Genomic DNA, 17,189 nt, shown 5'->3' with positions numbered 1-17,189 from the left:
GCGGATCAGCCCCGAGAGACGAAGAGGTAGTCGTCGGGCGGCGTGAAGGTGTAGCCGGTTTCGTCGCCGCGCAGCCATTTGGGGCCCGTCTCGCCGAGCAGCTTGCGCAGCCGCATGATGTTGGTGAAGATGGCGGCGTCGTGGCGCAGCGGGTGATAGTCGACCTCCCACACGAAGCGGACGATCTCTTCTTTTGAGATTGGCGTGCCGGGCCGGTCACAAAAGAGGAAGAGCAGCTTTTTCAGCAGGCTGCGCCGACGCAAATCGGCGATGAGTTCGCCACCGATCCACACCTCGTCACGCGTGCCGTCGACGACCAACGCGCGCTCGCGATAGCGCAACATGTCGGGACCGGCGGCCGCGAGATGCGTGCGCTCGCCGCGGGCATTGATCACTTCGACGGCGTTTTGCCGCCCAAGGCCGAGCTGGGCCGCAAAGGAGCGCGCCGCCGACAGGGCCTCGGTCGACATGGTGATCGCAAACGTGGTTTCGGGGCTAAGCGCGATCGGGCTGCCCGCGAGCGATTCGTAGGCGGCGTGGCCGACCAAGCGTTCGACGACGAGGCCAACGCTGCCTGCGAGCTCGAAGGCGTCGCGCGCATAGGTCATGGCGGTCTTGGTGTCGCCGGCATCGCGCCGCGTCGAGGCAAGGACAAAGAGGCCATGACATCGCGCCTGCACCACACCGGTGGCGGCGGCATCGCGCACGGCGCGGCTTGCCGCGGCCTCGGCCTGCACCGTGTCGGCGCGTAGAAACAAGATGCGCGCGAGGACCGCGAAGGACTTGGCGCAAAGCGCCTTGGCGCCGCGGCGCTCGGACTCGGTGGCGGCGCGCGTCGCCAGCGCGAACGCTTCGGTGTTGTTGCCCAGCGTCATGAGGTGGTCGGCGCGTGCGATCCAATCAGAAATGTCATCGGCAGGCGAGGCTGAGGTTGGCGTGCCCGCCAGCCTCGCATTGGTATCGGCTAGCCAGCGTTCGGCGCGCCGCCGCATGCCAAAAGGCAAGAGCCGCGTCGCGACGGCGGCCTGCAGCCGAATCTGCGCTTCGGCGAGGCGCCACTCCAGGCGCAACACGCGCCCGATGATCGCGTGCGCCATGGTTTGGCAAACCTGGCCCAGATCGCCCAGTTGGCGCATGCCAAGGCTGCGGCCGAGCTCGACGGCTTGGGTTAACTCGCCGCGCAGCAGGTAGGTATCGGCAAGTTCGCCGTCAGACAACATCGCGCCGAGCTCGTCGCCGTGGCGCCGACGTGCACGGCTGACCTCACGCAATAGGCCCACCGCGGCATCGGTATCGCCGCGGCCGCGCGCCAAGACCGCGCGCAACGTGAGCACGGTCAGGCGGGCATCGGCATAGTGGAGCAGGCGCTGGTCGCCATCGATGCGCGCGGTCTCTTCCGCGGCCTCGAGCAAGAGGCCTTCGCCGAGCAGGCAGCGCGCATACAGACAATCGAGCTCAAAGCCGAGCGCGCCGCCGTCCTCCCCAGGCCCTTGCATGATCGCGAGCGCGCCCCGCGCGCGAGTGACGTGGTGGCGCGCCGCAGAGAAGTCACCAAGGGCCATGGCGTCCTCGGCGTTGGTTGTCTCAAGCAAGGCCGCGACCAGGGGGGCTTGCGACGTTGGGGCGGGCAGGGCGACCGGACTGCCAAGTCGGCTTAGGCGCCGCAGCAGGCGCCAGCTACGGGCGCCTTGCGGTGAATTGCGCCAGCTCTCATCGTGCCAAGCCGCCGCGATGAGGGCATAGGCGGCGGCGAGGTTGCCGCGCGCGATCTCGACCGAGGCGCGCAGTGGCAGCGAAATTTGCGAGGCGTCGCCGAGGAGCTCGAGCATTGCGCCGGCCTCTCCGATGCGGCCCTCGCGCACCGCGATGTCGAGCTTGGTCGCGCGGAGCACGGGCGCCGTGGCCTGGCCGATCGCCGAGATAATTTCATCGAGTTCAACCGAGGCACCCAGCGTCAAGATGGCGCCCGCATGGTGCGTCACGTCCGCAATGGCCTGATCGATCTCGCCTTGGCGCAGGCGTAGCACGGTGCGTTCGCGCAGCCGCTCCACGGCATCAAACGGGGCGCACATGTCGGCGGTATCTTCGGCGGCGAGCTGCGCAACCACGCGCGCGCTGGTGGCATCGAGAAGATCGGCTGGTAGGTCGGCGAGCAGCATTTCGCCAAAGCGATCAGGGATTGCCACGCTGCCGCGTTCGTCGATGTCGATCCACTGATAGCGATCGAGCGCGCACAAGACATCGAAGGCGCCCAGCGGGGCGACGAGCGCGCCCAAGGTTGCCATCGTCATGGGCTCGCGCCATGTAGCCAACGCGGCGAGCACGGTGCGCTCGGGCCCGGTCAGCGCATGCAGCTGGTGGCGAGGCTTGTCGCACAGCAGCTCGCCCAGGGCGAGCCGTAGGCGCTCGGGCATGCCGAGCGCGGCGGCGTACGCGGTGGCGAACGCCTCGCGGATGGTCGGGGCCGCGGCAGTCTTGTGGCGCTCGAGCCACGCCTGCCACGCGGCCTGCGCCTCCTCGCGGGGCATCGCGCCGAGCTGCATCGAGGCGACGTAGCGCGGCATGTCGGCGCGCGGCGACGCGTCGCGCGCGGCGATGACGACGCGACCCATCCAGGTTGGATCTGGCGCCAGCTGCTCAATGATCGCCTCGAGCGCACCCGCCGGCAAGCGATGCGCCGCCTCGATGACGATGAGCAGCTCCTCGCTCTGCATCTTGGCCGAGAGGCCATAACGTCCGGTGCCGATGTGGCGACACACGCGAGATAGTACGGCGTCGGCGGACTGTCCCGGCGCGACGGCACACACCACATGCGCGATTGGCGAGGCCCGCAGCATCGCCGCGAGCAAGCTCGATTTGCCGATGCCGCTGGCGCCATGTAACAGCGTCAAGGGGCTGGCGGCGATGCAGTCTCGCAACGCAAGCAGCTCTTTTTGTCGACCCACAAATGGTGTGGGGAGCAGCAGGCTAGCCGACTGGGGGGATGCCACGCGTAGTCATATCATGAAGACCTGGCGGGCCGACCAACGATTTTAGCGCTGCCAAAAGATGCGGCAAATTTGAGGGTGGCGGCGGGGTCGACCCGGCGAGTGGCTGTTGCAGAAACGCGTCGATCTGCGGCATGCGGGCGAGCGCCCGGTCGAGCGTTGGGTTTTGCCCCGGCACAATGGCCCCCATGGCGATGAGGTCGCGATGCTCCTCATAGATGGCGAGCAATTGGCGCAGGCTGGCCGCGGCGGCCGCGTGCTCGGGGGTGACGACGCTGGCCATCACGCGCGAAACGCTTTGAATGAGCGAAATGGCGGGGAAATGCCCACGCGTGAAGAGCCGTGGATCGAGCACGATGTGGCCATCTAGGAGCGAACGCACCTCATCGGCGATAGGCTCATCGAAGTCGCCCCCCGCGACCAAGACCGTATAGATGGCGGTGATCGAGCCGACCGCGGCGGGCCCCGCGCGTTCGATGAGGCGAGGCAGCACGGAAAAGACGCTCGGCGGATAGCCGTGTCGAGTCGGGGGCTCGCCGGCCGCAAGGCCTACTTCGCGCTGCGCCCGCGCGACGCGCGTGATCGAATCGACCAGCAGCAGCACGCGCTTACCGCGGTCTCGAAACCATTCGGCGGTCGCGGTTGCGACCTCGGCAGCGCGCACGCGCACCAAGCTCGGGGCGTCGCTGGTGGCGCAGACGACGATGGTGCGGTGGCGCGCGTGGGCGAGGACGCGGTCGGTAAACTCGCGCACCTCGCGTCCGCGTTCGCCGACCAGGCACAGCACGACGACGTCGGCGCCGAGCTCTTGCTCATCGCCGGTGCTCGCCAGTTGCGCTAAGAGCGTCGACTTGCCGTGCCCCGCGCCGGCGAACAGCCCGATGCGTTGCCCTTCGCCCAGCGCGACGCAGCTATCGATGGCGCGGATGCCGGTGGCCAGGCGCTGTGTGATGGGCGCGCGCGCGAGCGCCGGCGGCGCGGCTCGACTCACCGCCCACAAGGGTTCGTCAATAGGGGGGCCGCCGTCGATGGCGTCGCCAAGGCCGTTGATCACGCGACCGAGCAGCGAGGGGCCACAAGGAAATTGCATTGGCGCACCGGTTCGCCACACGGCCGCTCTAGGTGCCAAATGCAACGCATCGCCCAGGGGCATCAAGATCGCTGCGCCGTCGCGAAAGCCGACCACCTCGGCGAGCATCGGGGGACCACCTAGTCGCGCGATCTTGACGATCTCGCCAAGGGCGGCATCAGCGAGCTCGGCGCGAAGGACCAGGCCAACGGCCTCCGACACGGACCCATGCGGCGTAGGCGCGGTTGCGGCTCGCGCGGCATCGCTTCGGCTGGAGGCTGACGCATGCGTGGCAGCCTCGTGTTCAGCGGCGGCGCGCAGCTCCTCGGCCTGACGGCGAGCGGCATCTATGATCTCGGTGGCGGTGAGACTTGCCTGCCGCACGATTTCGGCGGCCTGGCGTTCGGCGGTCCAAACTTGCTCCTCAACCACCCGACCCTGCGTCACGGTAGCAACGGTATCATGGACCGCGGCAAGCGATGGGCGAGTCGCGCGCGTTGTGCCCGTAACATCGGCAAGGGCGCCAGCATGCGTACCGCCACCTCGAGCAGCCGCTTGGGCGACGCGCAGGCATGAAAGGCGCGCAGCGCGCCCCGCCGAGTGGTTGGCCAAGGTAGCGCCGCAGCTGGCTCGCCGCGGCCGAGCCGGTGCCCGGCATGGTGCAGGGTTTGGTGGTCGCGCGCTTCTGCCATTACGTCGGCCATGGCGGGCAGTAAACCCGGGTGTGCCGCCGCCGCATCGGCGAGGTGCCGTGCGGCATCTCGGGCGAGCGCGTCTTGAACCTCGTGCCACGGGCCGTCCGTGTAACGAGCCAGCCAGCCCGCTGTCTCGTCAAGGATCGCGCCAGGCGCAAAGGCCACTGCCGCGGCGCGAATGGCCCACGCCCGCAACGGCTCAGGCGGGGTGGTGGCCTGCTCGTGGCCCAACGCGAGCGCCAGCACGCGCGGCTCGATGAGTTCGCCCAGATGCTCGCGCCACGACGGATCGAGCTGCGCCACATACCGCGCGATCGGCGGGGCGGCAATGTCGGCGAGCAGGCGCGCAAGCAATTGGGCGCGCGCTGGTTTGCCGGCCGGCACCGCCCCCGCAAAAGCCGCGATGGCCGCGCGATACGGTGCCGCGAGGGCGACCGGCGGCGCCTGCCCCGTCATTTGGGCTAGCGCCCACCACAGTCCTGGCGCGCCGGGCGTCGCGTTCATAGCATCACGTCACGGTTGCGTGGTCGCGACCTCACAATGGCGTCAGCGTCTCGACGCGCCGGCGTTTGGTCGATTTCAGTTTGTAACGCAGCAATTTTCCGGTGGCACCACGCGGCAAGGCGTCGACGTATTCGATCCACCGCGGGTATTTGTAAGGCGCGAGATGATGCTTGACGTGCTGGCGCAGCTGCTCGGATAAATCGTCCGAGGCCGCAAACCCGACGTTAAGCACGACGAAGGCGAGCGGCTTGAGCAGGCCGTCGTCGCCGGTGGAGCCGATGACGGCACATTCCCACACCGCGTCGTGAGCGCCCAGCACCCGCTCGATCTCAAACGGGGCGACCCACTTGCCGCCGACCTTGAACCAATCGTCGACGCGACCACAGTAGTGGTAGTTGCCGAGGTCGTCGCGAAAGCAACGGTCGGTGGTGGTCAGCCATTCATTGCCGCTTACCGCGTGGAGCTTGTGCTGACGCCAGTAGCCCGGCGCCATCGACATGCTTTGCACCTCGAGCGTGCCGATCTCGTTGGTGCCGACCGGGCGATCGAGTTCGTTGACGATTTGCGTTTGGACGCCTTCGGCGGGTTTGCCGCTGACGCCAGCCTGATCGCGATCGCACGACGCGTCCGCGATGAGCAAGGGGTGAAACATCTCGCTGATGCTAAAGCTAACCAGCAACGGCGTGCCGAGCTGCGCCCTCACCGCCGACGCAAGCCGATCGGGCATGGCCTCGCCCGTGGCGACCGCGAGCCGTACGCCGCTGAGAAAGGCCTCCCACCCATTGGCAATGGCATCGCGCACCAGCTGGCTAAACAGGGATGGCGTCGACCAGATCACGGTGGGCGCATCGCGCTGCACCAGCAGACGAATCGTATCGCTCTTGGCTTGCTCCGTGATGAGACGCAGGTGCGCGCCGACCGACAACGGCACGAGCATGCCCGCCCATTGACCGACGGCGGTGCAAAGCCGAAATGTCGACAGCAACGTATCGCTTGCGAGCGGGGCCAACGGGCCGCGCCGCGCGAGCTCACAGCCGGAAATGATGGATTGATGGCTGTGAGCCACCGCGCGTTGGTCCGGATCGTCGTGACGGCCGTAGATAAGCAGGCACAGCGCATCGGGGCTGCTTTCATGCGCGTGCAGCCGTGGGGTGGCGCCGGCGAGCAAGGCCGTGAGCTGCTCATCGTCAACGCCGGTGCGGCCGAGGCTAAGCACGTGCCGCAGCTTGGGCAGCTGGGCGCGAATTTGTTCGATCGTTTGTTCGGTCGCGACGTCGACGAAGATCGCCACCGCGCCGGCGTTTTGCAAATCAGCCGTCGCGTCGTGCGCACGCGCGAGCTCGGAGATGGGGACAGCCACCGCGCCCGCGTGCCAAATGCCAAGCAGCGTCGCGACCGTCGCATGGGTGTCGCGCATCATCAGGCCGACGCGATCGCCGGGCACGACCCCCAACGAGGCGAGCACCGCCGAGGTGCGTTGCACCTGGTCGACCAACCCCTCGCGGCTGATGCTCGAGACATCGTCGGTGATGGCGGGCCGGGCATCGCCGGGAAGTGGCTTGGCCTGCAGGTGGGCCAAGAGCCAGCCAGCGACGTTCATGGGGCGTGTCGACATCTCCGACATACTAGGAAGAATATGGTAGGCATGCAACATGCGCATTGTCGCCGGCATCTGGGGTGGGCGCCCCATTCGGGCGCCTGGCGGCGGGCAAACGCGCCCCACCTCGGAAAAAGTGCGCGAGGCGATTTTCGCGATTCTCGGGCCACCAGGCCCCCAAACGAGGGTTTTAGACTTGTATTGTGGCTCGGGCGCCCTTGGGCTAGAGGCGTTGTCTCGCGGTGCTGGCGCGGCAACCCTGGTAGATCGCGCGCCCGCCGCGATTAGCGTGGCGCGCGCCAACGCGGCGCTCCTGGGTGCGAGGCCTGAGGTGGTCATCGCCGACGTGGCGTCGTTTTTGCTCAAATCCCAGGCTTGCTGGGAGTGGATTTTTCTCGATCCGCCCTATCGCACCGACGATGTGGCGCGGGCGTTTGCCGCGCTGCGCCCGGGGCACCTTGCGCCGGCGGGCGTCGTCATCGTCGAGCACGAATCGCGTCAGCAATTGCCCGAAGGCAACGCGTTTTTGGTAAAAAAAGATACGCGGCGTTACGGCGACACCGCCATTTCGTTTTTTCGACCACATGCAATGGGGGCACCATGACACCAAGACCAAATGCCGTGTACCCCGGGACCTTTGACCCGATGACCAATGGCCACGTCGACATCCTGCGACGCGCGCTCGACGTGTTTGAACGCATCACGGTCGCCATCGCCACCAATCCGCGCAAGGAGCCGATGTTCTCGTTGCAGGAGCGCATCGATTTCATCCGCGCGGCATCGCCGGCGTTCGCCGGACGCCTCGAATTCGCCACGGTTGATGGCTTGTTGGTCCATTTTTGTCAGCAGCAGGGCGCGAACGTCATCGTCCGCGGCCTGCGCGCGATGGCCGACTTCGAGTATGAATTTCAGCTCGCGCACATGAATCGGCGGTTGGCCCCCGGCATCGATACCGTGTTTTTCATGACCGACGAACGCAATCACTACGTGAGCTCATCGTTGGTCAAAGAGGTCGCGAGTTTCGGTGGCGACGTGTCGGGGCTGGTGCCGCCTGCGGTCGCCGCGGCCTTGGCCGCACGGCTCGGCGCGCCGGCACATAAGGCACCGTAAGCGCCCGGCCAGAAAGTAAGCATGCAACCAAATCTAAAAACGTCTTCGCGCCTCGATCCCATCAAGCCTTCCATTACCTTGGCCGTCACGGCCAAAGCTGCCAAGCTCAAGGCGGCGGGCGTCGACGTCATTAGCTTTGGCGCCGGCGAGCCAGACTTCGATACGCCCGAGCATATTAAGCAGGCGGCGAGGGTGGGCCTCGACAAGGGTGTGGGCAAGTACACCGATGTCGCGGGGCTGGTGGCGCTGCGCGAAGCCGTCGCCAAGGAGCTTAGTTCGGTGCACGGCGTCGAGCTGACGGCGGCCAATATCGAGGTCTCAACCGGCGCCAAGCACAGCCTCTACAACGTGTTTATGGCGCTGCTCGACCCCGGCGATGAGGTGCTCATCCCCGCGCCGTATTGGGTGTCGTATCCCGACATGGTGACGCTAGCTGGCGGCGTGCCGGTCATCGTGCCATCGACCGCGGCTGACGATTTTGTGGTCAGCGCCGCGGCGATCGAAAAGGCGATCACACCGCGCACGCGCATGCTGGTGATCAATACGCCCAACAATCCAAGCGGCGCGGTGATTGGCGCGGCGCAGATGGCGGCCATTGCCGAGGTGGTGGTGCGGCACAACCTGTTGGTTGTCTCCGACGACATCTATCGCTCGCTCGTCTACGGCGATGCCCAGTATGTGTCGATCGCGCGGCAATCGCCCGAGGCCGCGGCGCGAACGATTTTAGTCGATGGCCTGTCGAAGGCCTATGCGATGACCGGTTGGCGCATAGGCTACACGGCGGCGCCAGTGTCGGTGATTGCGGCGATGAACAAGCTGCAAGGCCAGTCGACGTCGAACCCAACCCATATCGCGCAAGTTGCGGCGATTGCCGCGCTGACGGGGCCGCAGGCCTGCGTGGAGACCATGCGGCGCGCGTTTGACGAGCGGCGCCTTGAAATGGTGAAGCTGCTGCGCGCCATTCCTGAGGTCGCTTGCCGCGAGCCCAAGGGCGCCTTCTATGCGTTTCCTGACGTTTCGGCGTATCTCGGGCGCAAGACGCCAGAGGGGCGCGTGCTCGCCGATGACGTCGCGCTGTGCGATTGGTTGGTTGAGACCGGCCACGTCGCCATCGTTCCGGGCTCGGGGTTTGGCGCGCCGGGCCACGTACGCTTGTCGTATGCGTGTTCGATCGAACAAATTCGCGCCGGCATCGCGCGCCTGGCGTCGCATCTGGCCACGTTGACGAAGGTCGCATGAGCGCATCGCTGGTCGCGCTTGGCATGGCCATTGGCGTTTCGCATGCATTTGAGCCCGATCACCTGGCGGCGGTCTCGACCATGGTCACCAATGAAAAACGGCCGTGGCGCGCGCTTGGCCTTGGCATGAGCTGGGGGCTCGGACATGCGGCCGCGCTCTTTGCGGTGATGGTGGCGATTTGGGTCTTTGGTTGGCACGCGCCCGCCGCTCTCGAAGGGTGGCTCGAAGGCGCCGTCGGCGTGATGTTGATCGCGCTTGGCGTTGGGAACGTATTGCGTGCGCGTCGCGCTATGGCGGCAGGGCCGCGATTTGAACACGCGCACGGTAGGCGAAGGCACGCGCACACGGGCGAGCAGGGTCACGTCCACGTCGGCGCGATGGCCTTGGCGTCGCGCTCGCTGATGATTGGCATGTTGCACGGCCTCGCGGGTTCCGGCGGGCTTGCCGTGCTAGTTGCGACCAAGGCCTCGACGCCTGGCGGCGCACTTGCTTATGCCTCGGCCTTTGGCGTGGGCGCTATGGTGAGCATGGGCGTCGCTACCATGTTGGTGTGCTTCGGGCTCGATCGTCTCGCCGCCTGGCGGGCGCCCCTTGGACGCGCGACGATCGCGCTATCGGGGGCCATCGCCATCGCCATCGGCAGCTGGTGGACGTATCGCGCGGTGATGTGACGTCGGCGGCCAAACCGGCTATCATGCCGGGCATGACAGCTGCTTCCGACATGGGTCCCGTCGATTTTTCGATGCACATCGTCTCGCTTGGCTCGTCGGCGATGGTTTCCATGGGCAAGGTCCCAGCGCCCGCGGGCGAGGAAATCGCCAAGGATTTACACACGGCGCGTTTTCTCATCGACGTGCTGGCGATGCTTCAGACCAAGACCAAGGGCAACCTGACCGAAAATGAAGACGCGCTATTGCAGCGGCTGCTCCACGACCTGCGGGTCGCGTTCCTCGACGCTGCCAAGTAGCGCGTCGTCGGCGCGCTCCTGCGCGGCCCACGTCGCCAACACCCGCGCGGCATGGCGTCGTTTGCGCCACCAGGCCAAGACCAAGAGCAGGCACACGAGGACCCAAAACAGGCTCGACAGTAGCGCCACGGGCAGCAAAAAATAGCGCGTCGATAAAGACGCCTGCCATTGTTCAAACAGCGTCGAGAGCGGCGCGCCAAAGTTGGCGACGGCGGCCTCGTCGCCGGTTTTGCCGGCAGCCAGGGCGGCGACAAAGCGACGGAACGGCCACGGGTCGCCGTCGTCGTCCTGGTCTTCGTAGCGGCCGCGCTCAGCTAGATACGTGACAAAATCGTAGCTCTGCGCATAAGCGCGCCCCGCGGTGACGTGATGCGCGCGAAAGGTGGCGTCGAGTTGGTGCAGCGGCGTCGCATTGTCAAACCAGGCGATGCCGGCAAGCGTGGTCATGTGCGCCCAATTATCGCTGGTCGAATAGAGCGCGGCGAAGCCCTCGTGTAGCCAGCGTGGCGCGCGTTCGCGTAAGGCGCTATCGAGCGCGGCATGGGCAACCTCGTGGGCGACCGTGTCTAAGTAGGGCAGGGCTGCCCCGTTGCGGGTCAGCGCGACGGCCACAATATTAGTTCCGGAAAATGAAACACCGGAGGCCCACTCGGGCACGCGCCAACCTGGGGGGGCCGCCGCGGCCAAATCGGAAGCGTCCACGACCAGCCTTAGCTCAAGGGTTGCCGGGGGGGCGAGCGTTGGTTGGTCGGCGGCGATGCGCGCGAGCGTAGTCTGCGCGACCTTGGCGATCTGCGCCCGCTCGCGCCACCGGTCTGCCGGTGCGTTGATGACGACCGCAGTTGGTGAGGCCAAGGCGGCGGGCGCGCCCACGGCCCATAGCGAGATCGCGAGCAAGAGACGCAGCACCTGGCGAATGTAACCACGATTGGTGGCGAGGTAAGTGATGCTTGCCTGCCCAATCGCCCAGGCCCGGTCACGGCAGCGTCGGTCAACCACAGGCTACGTCGTTGCCGCGTCGGGTGGAAGCAGCGCGAGATACTTGCCCAGCGCAAAGGCCTCCTTTGCGCGCAGGCCGTCGAACTGCACGCCGACGCCATTCTCGGCCGTCCAACGCACGGTGACCGTGGTCGCGATGCCAATGGGTTCGGGAGCCGGCACCAAAAAAGTCAGCTCGAAGCGCAGCCCCATCCCGAGTCGATTGGAAGGTGGCGCCGTCCATACCAACAACGCACCTCCAACCGACAGGTTTTGCAGCCGGCCCGCGATGGCCGCGCCGTCGATCGTCGCGGTCGCCGCGAGCTCTAAGCTAAAGCGCTGATGGGAACGCGGCTGATGTGACACACCATCATGGTACGTGGGGTTTGCGCCTGCGTCCAGGCGATGAGTGGGTAGGGCGGCCTACTTTATGTCGATGTAGGCGTCGCGACGCAGCTCTTCAATCCATTCGCTGGTCTTCTTTTCTACCTCGCGCCGCCACATGTCATTCTTGATCGAGACCTTGACTTGGTCATAGTCGCCGGCGGCCGACGTCTTCTTGTCGTTTACCCGCAGGAGATGAAATCCTTGCGGGCCCGCGACTGGGTCGCTGGTTTCGCCAACCTTCATCTCAAAGACGATCGAGTCCCACGCCAGGGTGCCGCGTTCAAACCAGCCTAGCTCGCCGCCGGACGCCTTGGTGGCGGCATCGTCGGAGGTCTCGGCGGCCACGGTTTTGAAGGGCTCACCCGCGTCGAGCCGTTTCTTGATCGCAACGGCCTTGGCCTTGGCAACCTCGCGTTCGCTCACGGTGGCATTTTCGGCGACCGCGACCAGAATGTGGGCGACGAATACGGCGGCCACTGAATCGGCGCGCCGTGCCATCTGGTCGTAGCGCGCGCGGACGTCCGCCTCCGTGATATCAATTTTTGGTTTTACCTGTTGGTTGATGGCGCGATAGCGCAGCAGCTGTTTACGTGTGTCGTTGCGAAAGCCCGCCATGGACTGGCCTTGCTTGCGCAGCTCGTCTTCGAGCGCGGCGTCATCGAGCTCGTATTGGGTTTTGATGTCGGCGATGTGCGCGTCGATTTCGGCGGGGTCGACATCGAGTTCGGCCTTATCGGCGGCCTGCAAAATGAGCTCTTCATTGACCATGTCGTCGAGCACCCGCGCGCGCATGGCCTCCGAGCGCCTCGTGTCTTCGCTGGCGGCCTCCTCGCCGCTCGCAAGGAGAGAGGCGCGTCTGCAGATCGCTCTGCAGGATGATGCTGTTGTTGACGACCGCGACGATGCGATCGAGCAGGATGCGCTTGCTGGCAGCCTTGGCCTTGGGTGGTGGCTGCGCCGCGGCGGTTTGAGGTGGTGCCTGCGATACCAGGCTCGCCGCCGCAAAAGCCCCGGCCAACAGCATCGATAACCTCGCGTGATTCATGGCCATGGTGTAGCGCTTTGACCTCCAAACAGCAACCAAGGTTGCCCGTACCGGGTAGCCAAAAGGCGGCTCTCAGCAGGCGATCACGGCGTGGCCAATGGAGGGGTGGCCGGCAGCTTACCCGTCACGGGCGTAGCGGTCGATGGCGGCGAGAGCACGACCTTGCCTAGCGCGGCCTGGTCGATCTCGATTTTGGCGCCAGCACGCAAACCTTCCACGAGCTCCTGCCGCGCGGCCAACCGTTTTTCATCGTAGACGCGGTAGCGCACCTCCTGTTTGACCTCGGTCAGCTCCTTTTGTCGGGCTGGGCGGCGATCGGTCAGGCGCAAGATCCAATACTCGGCGTCACCGGTTTTAATCGGGTCGCTGATTGAACCAACGGCCGGCAGCGCAAAGGCGGCGGCCACCACCGCTGCGGGGAGGTCCGTGTTGGCCTGGGTGAAATATCGCAGGTCGCCGCGGCGTTGCTTGCTTTCCGCGTGCAGCGACATTTCATCGACGAGCTTGGCGAAGGCTTCATTAGTAGCCTGCGCCGGCTCGCGTGCCAGCGTGGTGGCCGCGTCGCCTTGCGCCTTGGTCGCGAGCACCAACGCCGAGGCGCGCACCTCCGGGACCGTAATAAACGCCTCGAGGTGCGCCTGGTAATAGGTGGCTATCTCGTCATCAGTGATCGTCTCAGGCAGGACGACATCGTCAAACTTGCTGCGCACGAGCAACTCGGCCAGCGCCTTCTTCGTTGCAAGGACAACCTGCGGGTCCTTGTCGAGGCCACGGCGCACCGCCTCTTGCGCGAGGATTTCGAACCGGACCATGGCCTCGAGAAATTCTCGCTTTTGCTCGGCCGAGGTATAGCGGGTGCGAATGTACGGCGACTGCGCGGCGAGCTGTTCGTTTAGTTCACCGACTGTGATGACCTCGGAGCCGACGGTCGCCAGCACCTCGTCGTCCCCGGCGGGCGCGGTATTGATGGCCTTGGTGGCGGTGACGGGCCCTGGGGCGTCGTCTTTGCAGCTGCTGCCGACGACCGCGCAGGCCAAGGCAAATCCAGCTAGGCCGGCCAAGCTGGCAAGGCGGTACATGCTCGTTGGGGTCACGCCGGCAATTCTAGCAAGGCTTGCCGCGCCTGCCCAAGCGGATCGTCGCCCGATAATGGCAGGGTGAAGCGGCCATCGGCCGTCCGTTTCCACGGCGGCGGCGGGGTGGGCGGAGGGGAATCGTGCGGGCTGCTCGCTGCCGCATAGGCAATCGCCAGGCGCTTTGCCGAAACATCGACAAGGCCTATGCGCCGGTCTCGTGCGAGCGCGCGCGCTTGCATGAGCTGGCCGAGCGCTACCGCCGGCGCAGGCAAGACGCCGAAGCGATCGACGGTTTCGTCGAGCAACTCTTGCACTTCGGCCCCACTGGCCGCCGTGGCAAGCCTACGATAGAGGTCTAGGCGTTGGCCGACATCGGGCAGATAGTCATCCGGCAAAAAACAGGGAATGTCGGTGGTAACGTCTGGATCGAGCGCCGAGGCCAAGGGCTCGCCGCGCAGCTCGGCGACCGCTTCCTCGAGCAGCCGGACGTACGCATCAAAGCCAACCGCGGCGATCGCACCCGATTGCTTGGGGCCAAACAGCTCGCCGCCACCGCGCTGCTCGAGATCCGCCGCCGCAATGTGAAAGCCCGCGCCCAGATCGGAGTGTCGTTCGAGCGTTTCGAGGCGCTTGCGAGCCTGTTCGGTTAGTTGGCCGGTGGGCGGCACCAGCAGGTAGCATTGGGCTTTTTGATCAGATCGGCCAATGCGCCCACGCAGCTGGTAGAGCTGCGCTAGCCCAAAGCGGTCGGCGCGCGCGACAAACATGGTGTTGGCACGCGGAATGTCGATGCCCGATTCGATGATCGACGTCGCGCACAAGATATCGAACTCACCCTGGATAAAGCCGACCATGGTGCGCTCGAGCGCTTCGCTGGTGAGTTGGCCGTGCGCCACCGCGATGCGCGCCTCGGGCACCAGCACCTGGAGGTAGGCTTGCCACGCCTCGATGCCGCGATCGAAGGGTTCGCCGGCGAGGGTTGGCGCGCCTTTGGGGCTCGGCTTCGCGGCCGCACTCGCGCCAGCGCTGCTCCTTGCATCGATGTGGGGCGCCACCCAAAACACTTGGCCACCTCGCGCCAGCTCGCGGCGAATGGCATCGCGAATGAGCGCCGGGTCGGGCTGTGCGATATAGGTGCGAATGGCCTGCCGCGTCTCCGGCGGCGTCGCGATGATCGACATATCGCGCAAACCGGCCAAGGCGACGTGCAAGGTGCGCGGGATGGGCGTCGCCGTTAGGGTCAACACGTCGACATAGGTGCGCAAGCGCTTGAGCTTTTCCTTGTGCTCGACGCCAAAGCGCTGTTCCTCGTCGATGACGACCAGGCCGAGGCGCGGAAATCGCACGTCGGCCGACAACATGCGATGCGTGCCGACGACGATGTCGATGGCGCCGGTGGCGATGCCGGCGACGACCTCATCTTGTTGGCGCTTGGACTGAAACCGCGACAGCTTCGCGATGGTGACCGGCACGGCTGCGAAGCGCTCGGTGATCGTGCGCATGTGTTGCTCGACCAGGACCGTGGTTGGCGCGAGCAGGGCGACTTGTTTGCCATCGGTCGCGGCGCGGCAAATGGCGCGCAGCGCGACCTCCGTTTTGCCGTAGCCGACGTCGCCGTAGATCAAGCGGTCCATCGGCCGTGGCCGCTCCATGTCGGCCAAGACGGCGTCGATGGCGGTCTGTTGATCGGGCGTTGGTTGATACGGGAAGGCGTCCTCAAAGCTGCGAAATAGATCGTCCGCAGGGCCAAACGCATGCCCCGCCAGCGCCGCCCGCTGCGCGTAAAGCTGCAGCAGCTCTTCGGCCAGTGCGCGAACTTGCAGCGACGCCTTGTGCCTCGACTTGGCCCAAGTTTCGCCGCCGAGTTTGTCGAGCTTGGGCGGTGAGGCGTCGGCGCCGACGTAGCGTTCGACCTCAGAAATGCGATACACGGGCAGGTAGACGCTGCCGTTGGCATAGACGAGGTGGAGAAAATCGGTCGGTGGCGCGCCATCACCCAGCGGCAAGTTGACCAGGCCCTGGTAACGCCCCACGCCGTGCACGCGGTGCACGAGGTAGCTGCCGGCGGCCAGCCCAAGAAAGGAATCGATGCGACCGCGCAAGGCGCGCGCCGCCGCCCCTCCGTCGCGCCGCGCGCGCGTCGGTCGCTTGTCGCCCAGCGCATCTTGCGCGGTGACGACGACGAGGCCATCGCGCGGCGAGCTAAACCCCTCTTCGATCGGGCCAACGTGCGCCGCGGCGATGCCCGTGGGTGCCGAACCGGCCGTCGCGTCGGCCACCAGCCCACGCAAGCGCTCGAGCCGACTGGTGCTTTCGCCGACCAGCATGACCTCCGCGCCCAACGTCCGCCACGTTTGCGCCTGCGCCTGCCACGTTGCCGCCAGCGACCCCTGCGTGCGCGCGCCAATCATCGCGCGGCGAAACGCCGATAGGTCGTCGACCGCGGCCGCCAGCACCGGACGTTTGTCGCCCACCAGCATAAAGGGTTCGATCGCCACGCCCGCGCGAGCGCGCCACGCCTGCCACCACGCCTCGTCGGCGACGTGCGCGAGCGGTGGAAAGGCCAGATGCCCGGAGGCGACACGCTCCTGGTGCTCTGCATGCAGGTTCGCTAGCCTGCGCTCAATGGCCGCGGCGCAGGCCTGTTCGTCGACGATGGCCAAGCGCGCGCGCGGGGGCAGATGTGAGGCGACCTCGGTGAGGCTGGCGTGGTACGCGGGCAGCAGGGCGTGGTTGCCAACGAACCCTGGATCTTCCTCGATGAGCCTCACGAGCTCGCGCGTCTTGCGGGATGGAAACACCATCGCATCCGCCAATTCATAGAGGCGCGCCTTCACGCCGTCCGCGTCGGTAACGATCGCCTCGCGCGCCGGGCTTAGCGTGGCCTGGGTTAGCGTCGCAACGGTGCGTTGCGTGAGCGGATCAAAGGTGCGCAGCGACTCGACCTCGTCGCCGAAAAACTCAACCCGCAGCGGCCGCGTAGAGGTTGGCGCAAAGATATCGACGATGCCGCCGCGCACGGCAAACGTGCCGACATCGTCAACGACGGCGGCGCGCTGGTAGCCGCCGCTCGCGAGTCGCGCAATTAATTGATCGCGGCTAAGCGTCTCGCCAACCGCCAGCGTGGCGCATTGCGCGGCCAGCGCGGCCGGGGTAAGCGTCTTGTGCACCAGCGTCGTCGTATCGAGCACGACAATGTCGCCAGCCACCGCTTTGCCAGCGGCTGCTAGGGCGGCCATGAAGGCCGCATCATCACCGGGATGGGGTGCCATCTCCAGGTAGGGCGAGCCGCTGGGGGCACATAGCGCAATCACCGCGCCGGGTGCCGACGCCGCCTTTGCGACGCCCTGCCACCACTCAATATGCGCCGCCAAGCGCAGCGCCTCATCACGCGTCGCGCACACGATGACGATCGGTGTCTCGGCCGCGCTCGCGAGCTGGGCGCAAATGAACGGCACGTACGAGGCGATGGCCCCGGTGATGACGCTAGGCACCGGCGGCCACTGCCATCTCGTAGGGCGAGGCGTTGTCATAG

At 66.3% G+C, this 17,189-nt stretch carries 15 protein-coding genes; 5 read left to right on the top strand and 10 right to left on the bottom strand.

What is annotated here, in order from left to right:
• Positions 1-5: 5 nt before the first annotated feature.
• The 4 genes from IPL79_06950 to IPL79_06935 all read right to left on the bottom strand — a co-directional run bounded on the left by IPL79_06950 (position 6) and on the right by IPL79_06935 (position 6,870).
• Positions 6-2,990 (bottom strand): winged helix-turn-helix domain-containing protein, encoded by a 2,985-nt coding sequence (locus tag IPL79_06950; GenBank protein MBK9070724.1) that lies wholly within the window; start codon positions 2,988-2,990, stop codon positions 6-8.
• Entirely contained in the window at positions 2,968-4,377 is a 1,410-nt protein-coding gene (locus IPL79_06945; protein MBK9070723.1) for a FliI/YscN family ATPase, read from the bottom strand. Before IPL79_06945 ends, IPL79_06950 begins: the two co-directional genes overlap by 23 nt.
• 122 nt (positions 4,378-4,499) lie before the next feature.
• Complete coding sequence (locus IPL79_06940) at positions 4,500-5,255, bottom strand: hypothetical protein (protein ID MBK9070722.1); 756 nt, start codon at positions 5,253-5,255, stop codon at positions 4,500-4,502.
• 31 nt (positions 5,256-5,286) lie between these two features.
• Positions 5,287-6,870, bottom strand: coding sequence for an AMP-binding protein (locus tag IPL79_06935; protein ID MBK9070721.1), 1,584 nt, complete (start codon positions 6,868-6,870; stop codon positions 5,287-5,289).
• A gap of 37 nt (positions 6,871-6,907) precedes the next feature.
• Between IPL79_06935 and rsmD the strand changes: the two genes are divergently transcribed.
• The 5 genes from rsmD to IPL79_06910 are packed head-to-tail and all read left to right on the top strand — an operon-like array spanning position 6,908 to position 10,168.
• Positions 6,908-7,456, top strand: coding sequence for a 16S rRNA (guanine(966)-N(2))-methyltransferase RsmD (gene rsmD, locus IPL79_06930; GenBank protein ID MBK9070720.1), 549 nt, complete (start codon positions 6,908-6,910; stop codon positions 7,454-7,456).
• Positions 7,453-7,962: a pantetheine-phosphate adenylyltransferase gene (gene coaD / locus IPL79_06925; GenBank protein ID MBK9070719.1), complete on the top strand. Its 510-nt coding sequence runs from the start codon at positions 7,453-7,455 to the stop codon at positions 7,960-7,962. Before rsmD ends, coaD begins: the two co-directional genes overlap by 4 nt.
• 21 nt (positions 7,963-7,983) lie before the next feature.
• The gene (locus IPL79_06920) at positions 7,984-9,201 is read left to right on the top strand and encodes a pyridoxal phosphate-dependent aminotransferase (GenBank protein MBK9070718.1); all 1,218 of its coding nucleotides are present in this window, start codon (positions 7,984-7,986) and stop codon (positions 9,199-9,201) included.
• Positions 9,198-9,872 carry a hypothetical protein gene (locus tag IPL79_06915; GenBank protein ID MBK9070717.1) on the top strand — a complete coding sequence of 225 codons (675 nt, stop codon included), beginning with the start codon at positions 9,198-9,200 and terminating at the stop codon, positions 9,870-9,872. The genes IPL79_06920 and IPL79_06915 overlap by 4 nt, the downstream gene beginning before the upstream one ends.
• 32 nt (positions 9,873-9,904) lie before the next feature.
• The gene (locus IPL79_06910; protein MBK9070716.1) at positions 9,905-10,168 is read left to right on the top strand and encodes a DUF1844 domain-containing protein; all 264 of its coding nucleotides are present in this window, start codon (positions 9,905-9,907) and stop codon (positions 10,166-10,168) included.
• Here the strand turns inward: IPL79_06910 and IPL79_06905 are convergent.
• The 6 genes from IPL79_06905 to IPL79_06880 form a co-directional block, all read right to left on the bottom strand.
• The gene (locus IPL79_06905) at positions 10,112-11,077 is read right to left on the bottom strand and encodes a hypothetical protein (protein MBK9070715.1); all 966 of its coding nucleotides are present in this window, start codon (positions 11,075-11,077) and stop codon (positions 10,112-10,114) included. The genes IPL79_06910 and IPL79_06905 overlap by 57 nt on opposite strands.
• Positions 11,078-11,170: 93 nt before the next feature.
• Positions 11,171-11,512: a PilZ domain-containing protein gene (locus IPL79_06900; protein ID MBK9070714.1), complete on the bottom strand. Its 342-nt coding sequence runs from the start codon at positions 11,510-11,512 to the stop codon at positions 11,171-11,173.
• A 57-nt stretch (positions 11,513-11,569) separates the two neighbouring features.
• The gene (locus IPL79_06895; protein ID MBK9070713.1) at positions 11,570-12,325 is read right to left on the bottom strand and encodes a peptidylprolyl isomerase; all 756 of its coding nucleotides are present in this window, start codon (positions 12,323-12,325) and stop codon (positions 11,570-11,572) included.
• On the bottom strand, positions 12,291-12,578 hold the full coding sequence (locus tag IPL79_06890; GenBank protein MBK9070712.1) for a hypothetical protein: 288 nt from the start codon (positions 12,576-12,578) through the stop codon (positions 12,291-12,293). Before IPL79_06890 ends, IPL79_06895 begins: the two co-directional genes overlap by 35 nt.
• A gap of 83 nt (positions 12,579-12,661) precedes the next feature.
• Positions 12,662-13,672 (bottom strand): peptidylprolyl isomerase, encoded by a 1,011-nt coding sequence (locus tag IPL79_06885; GenBank protein ID MBK9070711.1) that lies wholly within the window; start codon positions 13,670-13,672, stop codon positions 12,662-12,664.
• Entirely contained in the window at positions 13,669-17,187 is a 3,519-nt protein-coding gene (locus IPL79_06880; GenBank protein ID MBK9070710.1) for a transcription-repair coupling factor, read from the bottom strand. The genes IPL79_06885 and IPL79_06880 overlap by 4 nt, the downstream gene beginning before the upstream one ends.
• Between the last annotated feature and the right edge of the window lie 2 nt (positions 17,188-17,189).

The sequence above is a fragment of the Myxococcales bacterium genome (assembly GCA_016716835.1).
Lineage (GTDB): Bacteria > Myxococcota_A > Polyangia > Haliangiales > Haliangiaceae > JADJUW01.
The sequence above is the reverse complement of the archived record's forward strand: the minus strand, read 5'-3'. Positions and strand labels throughout refer to the sequence as shown.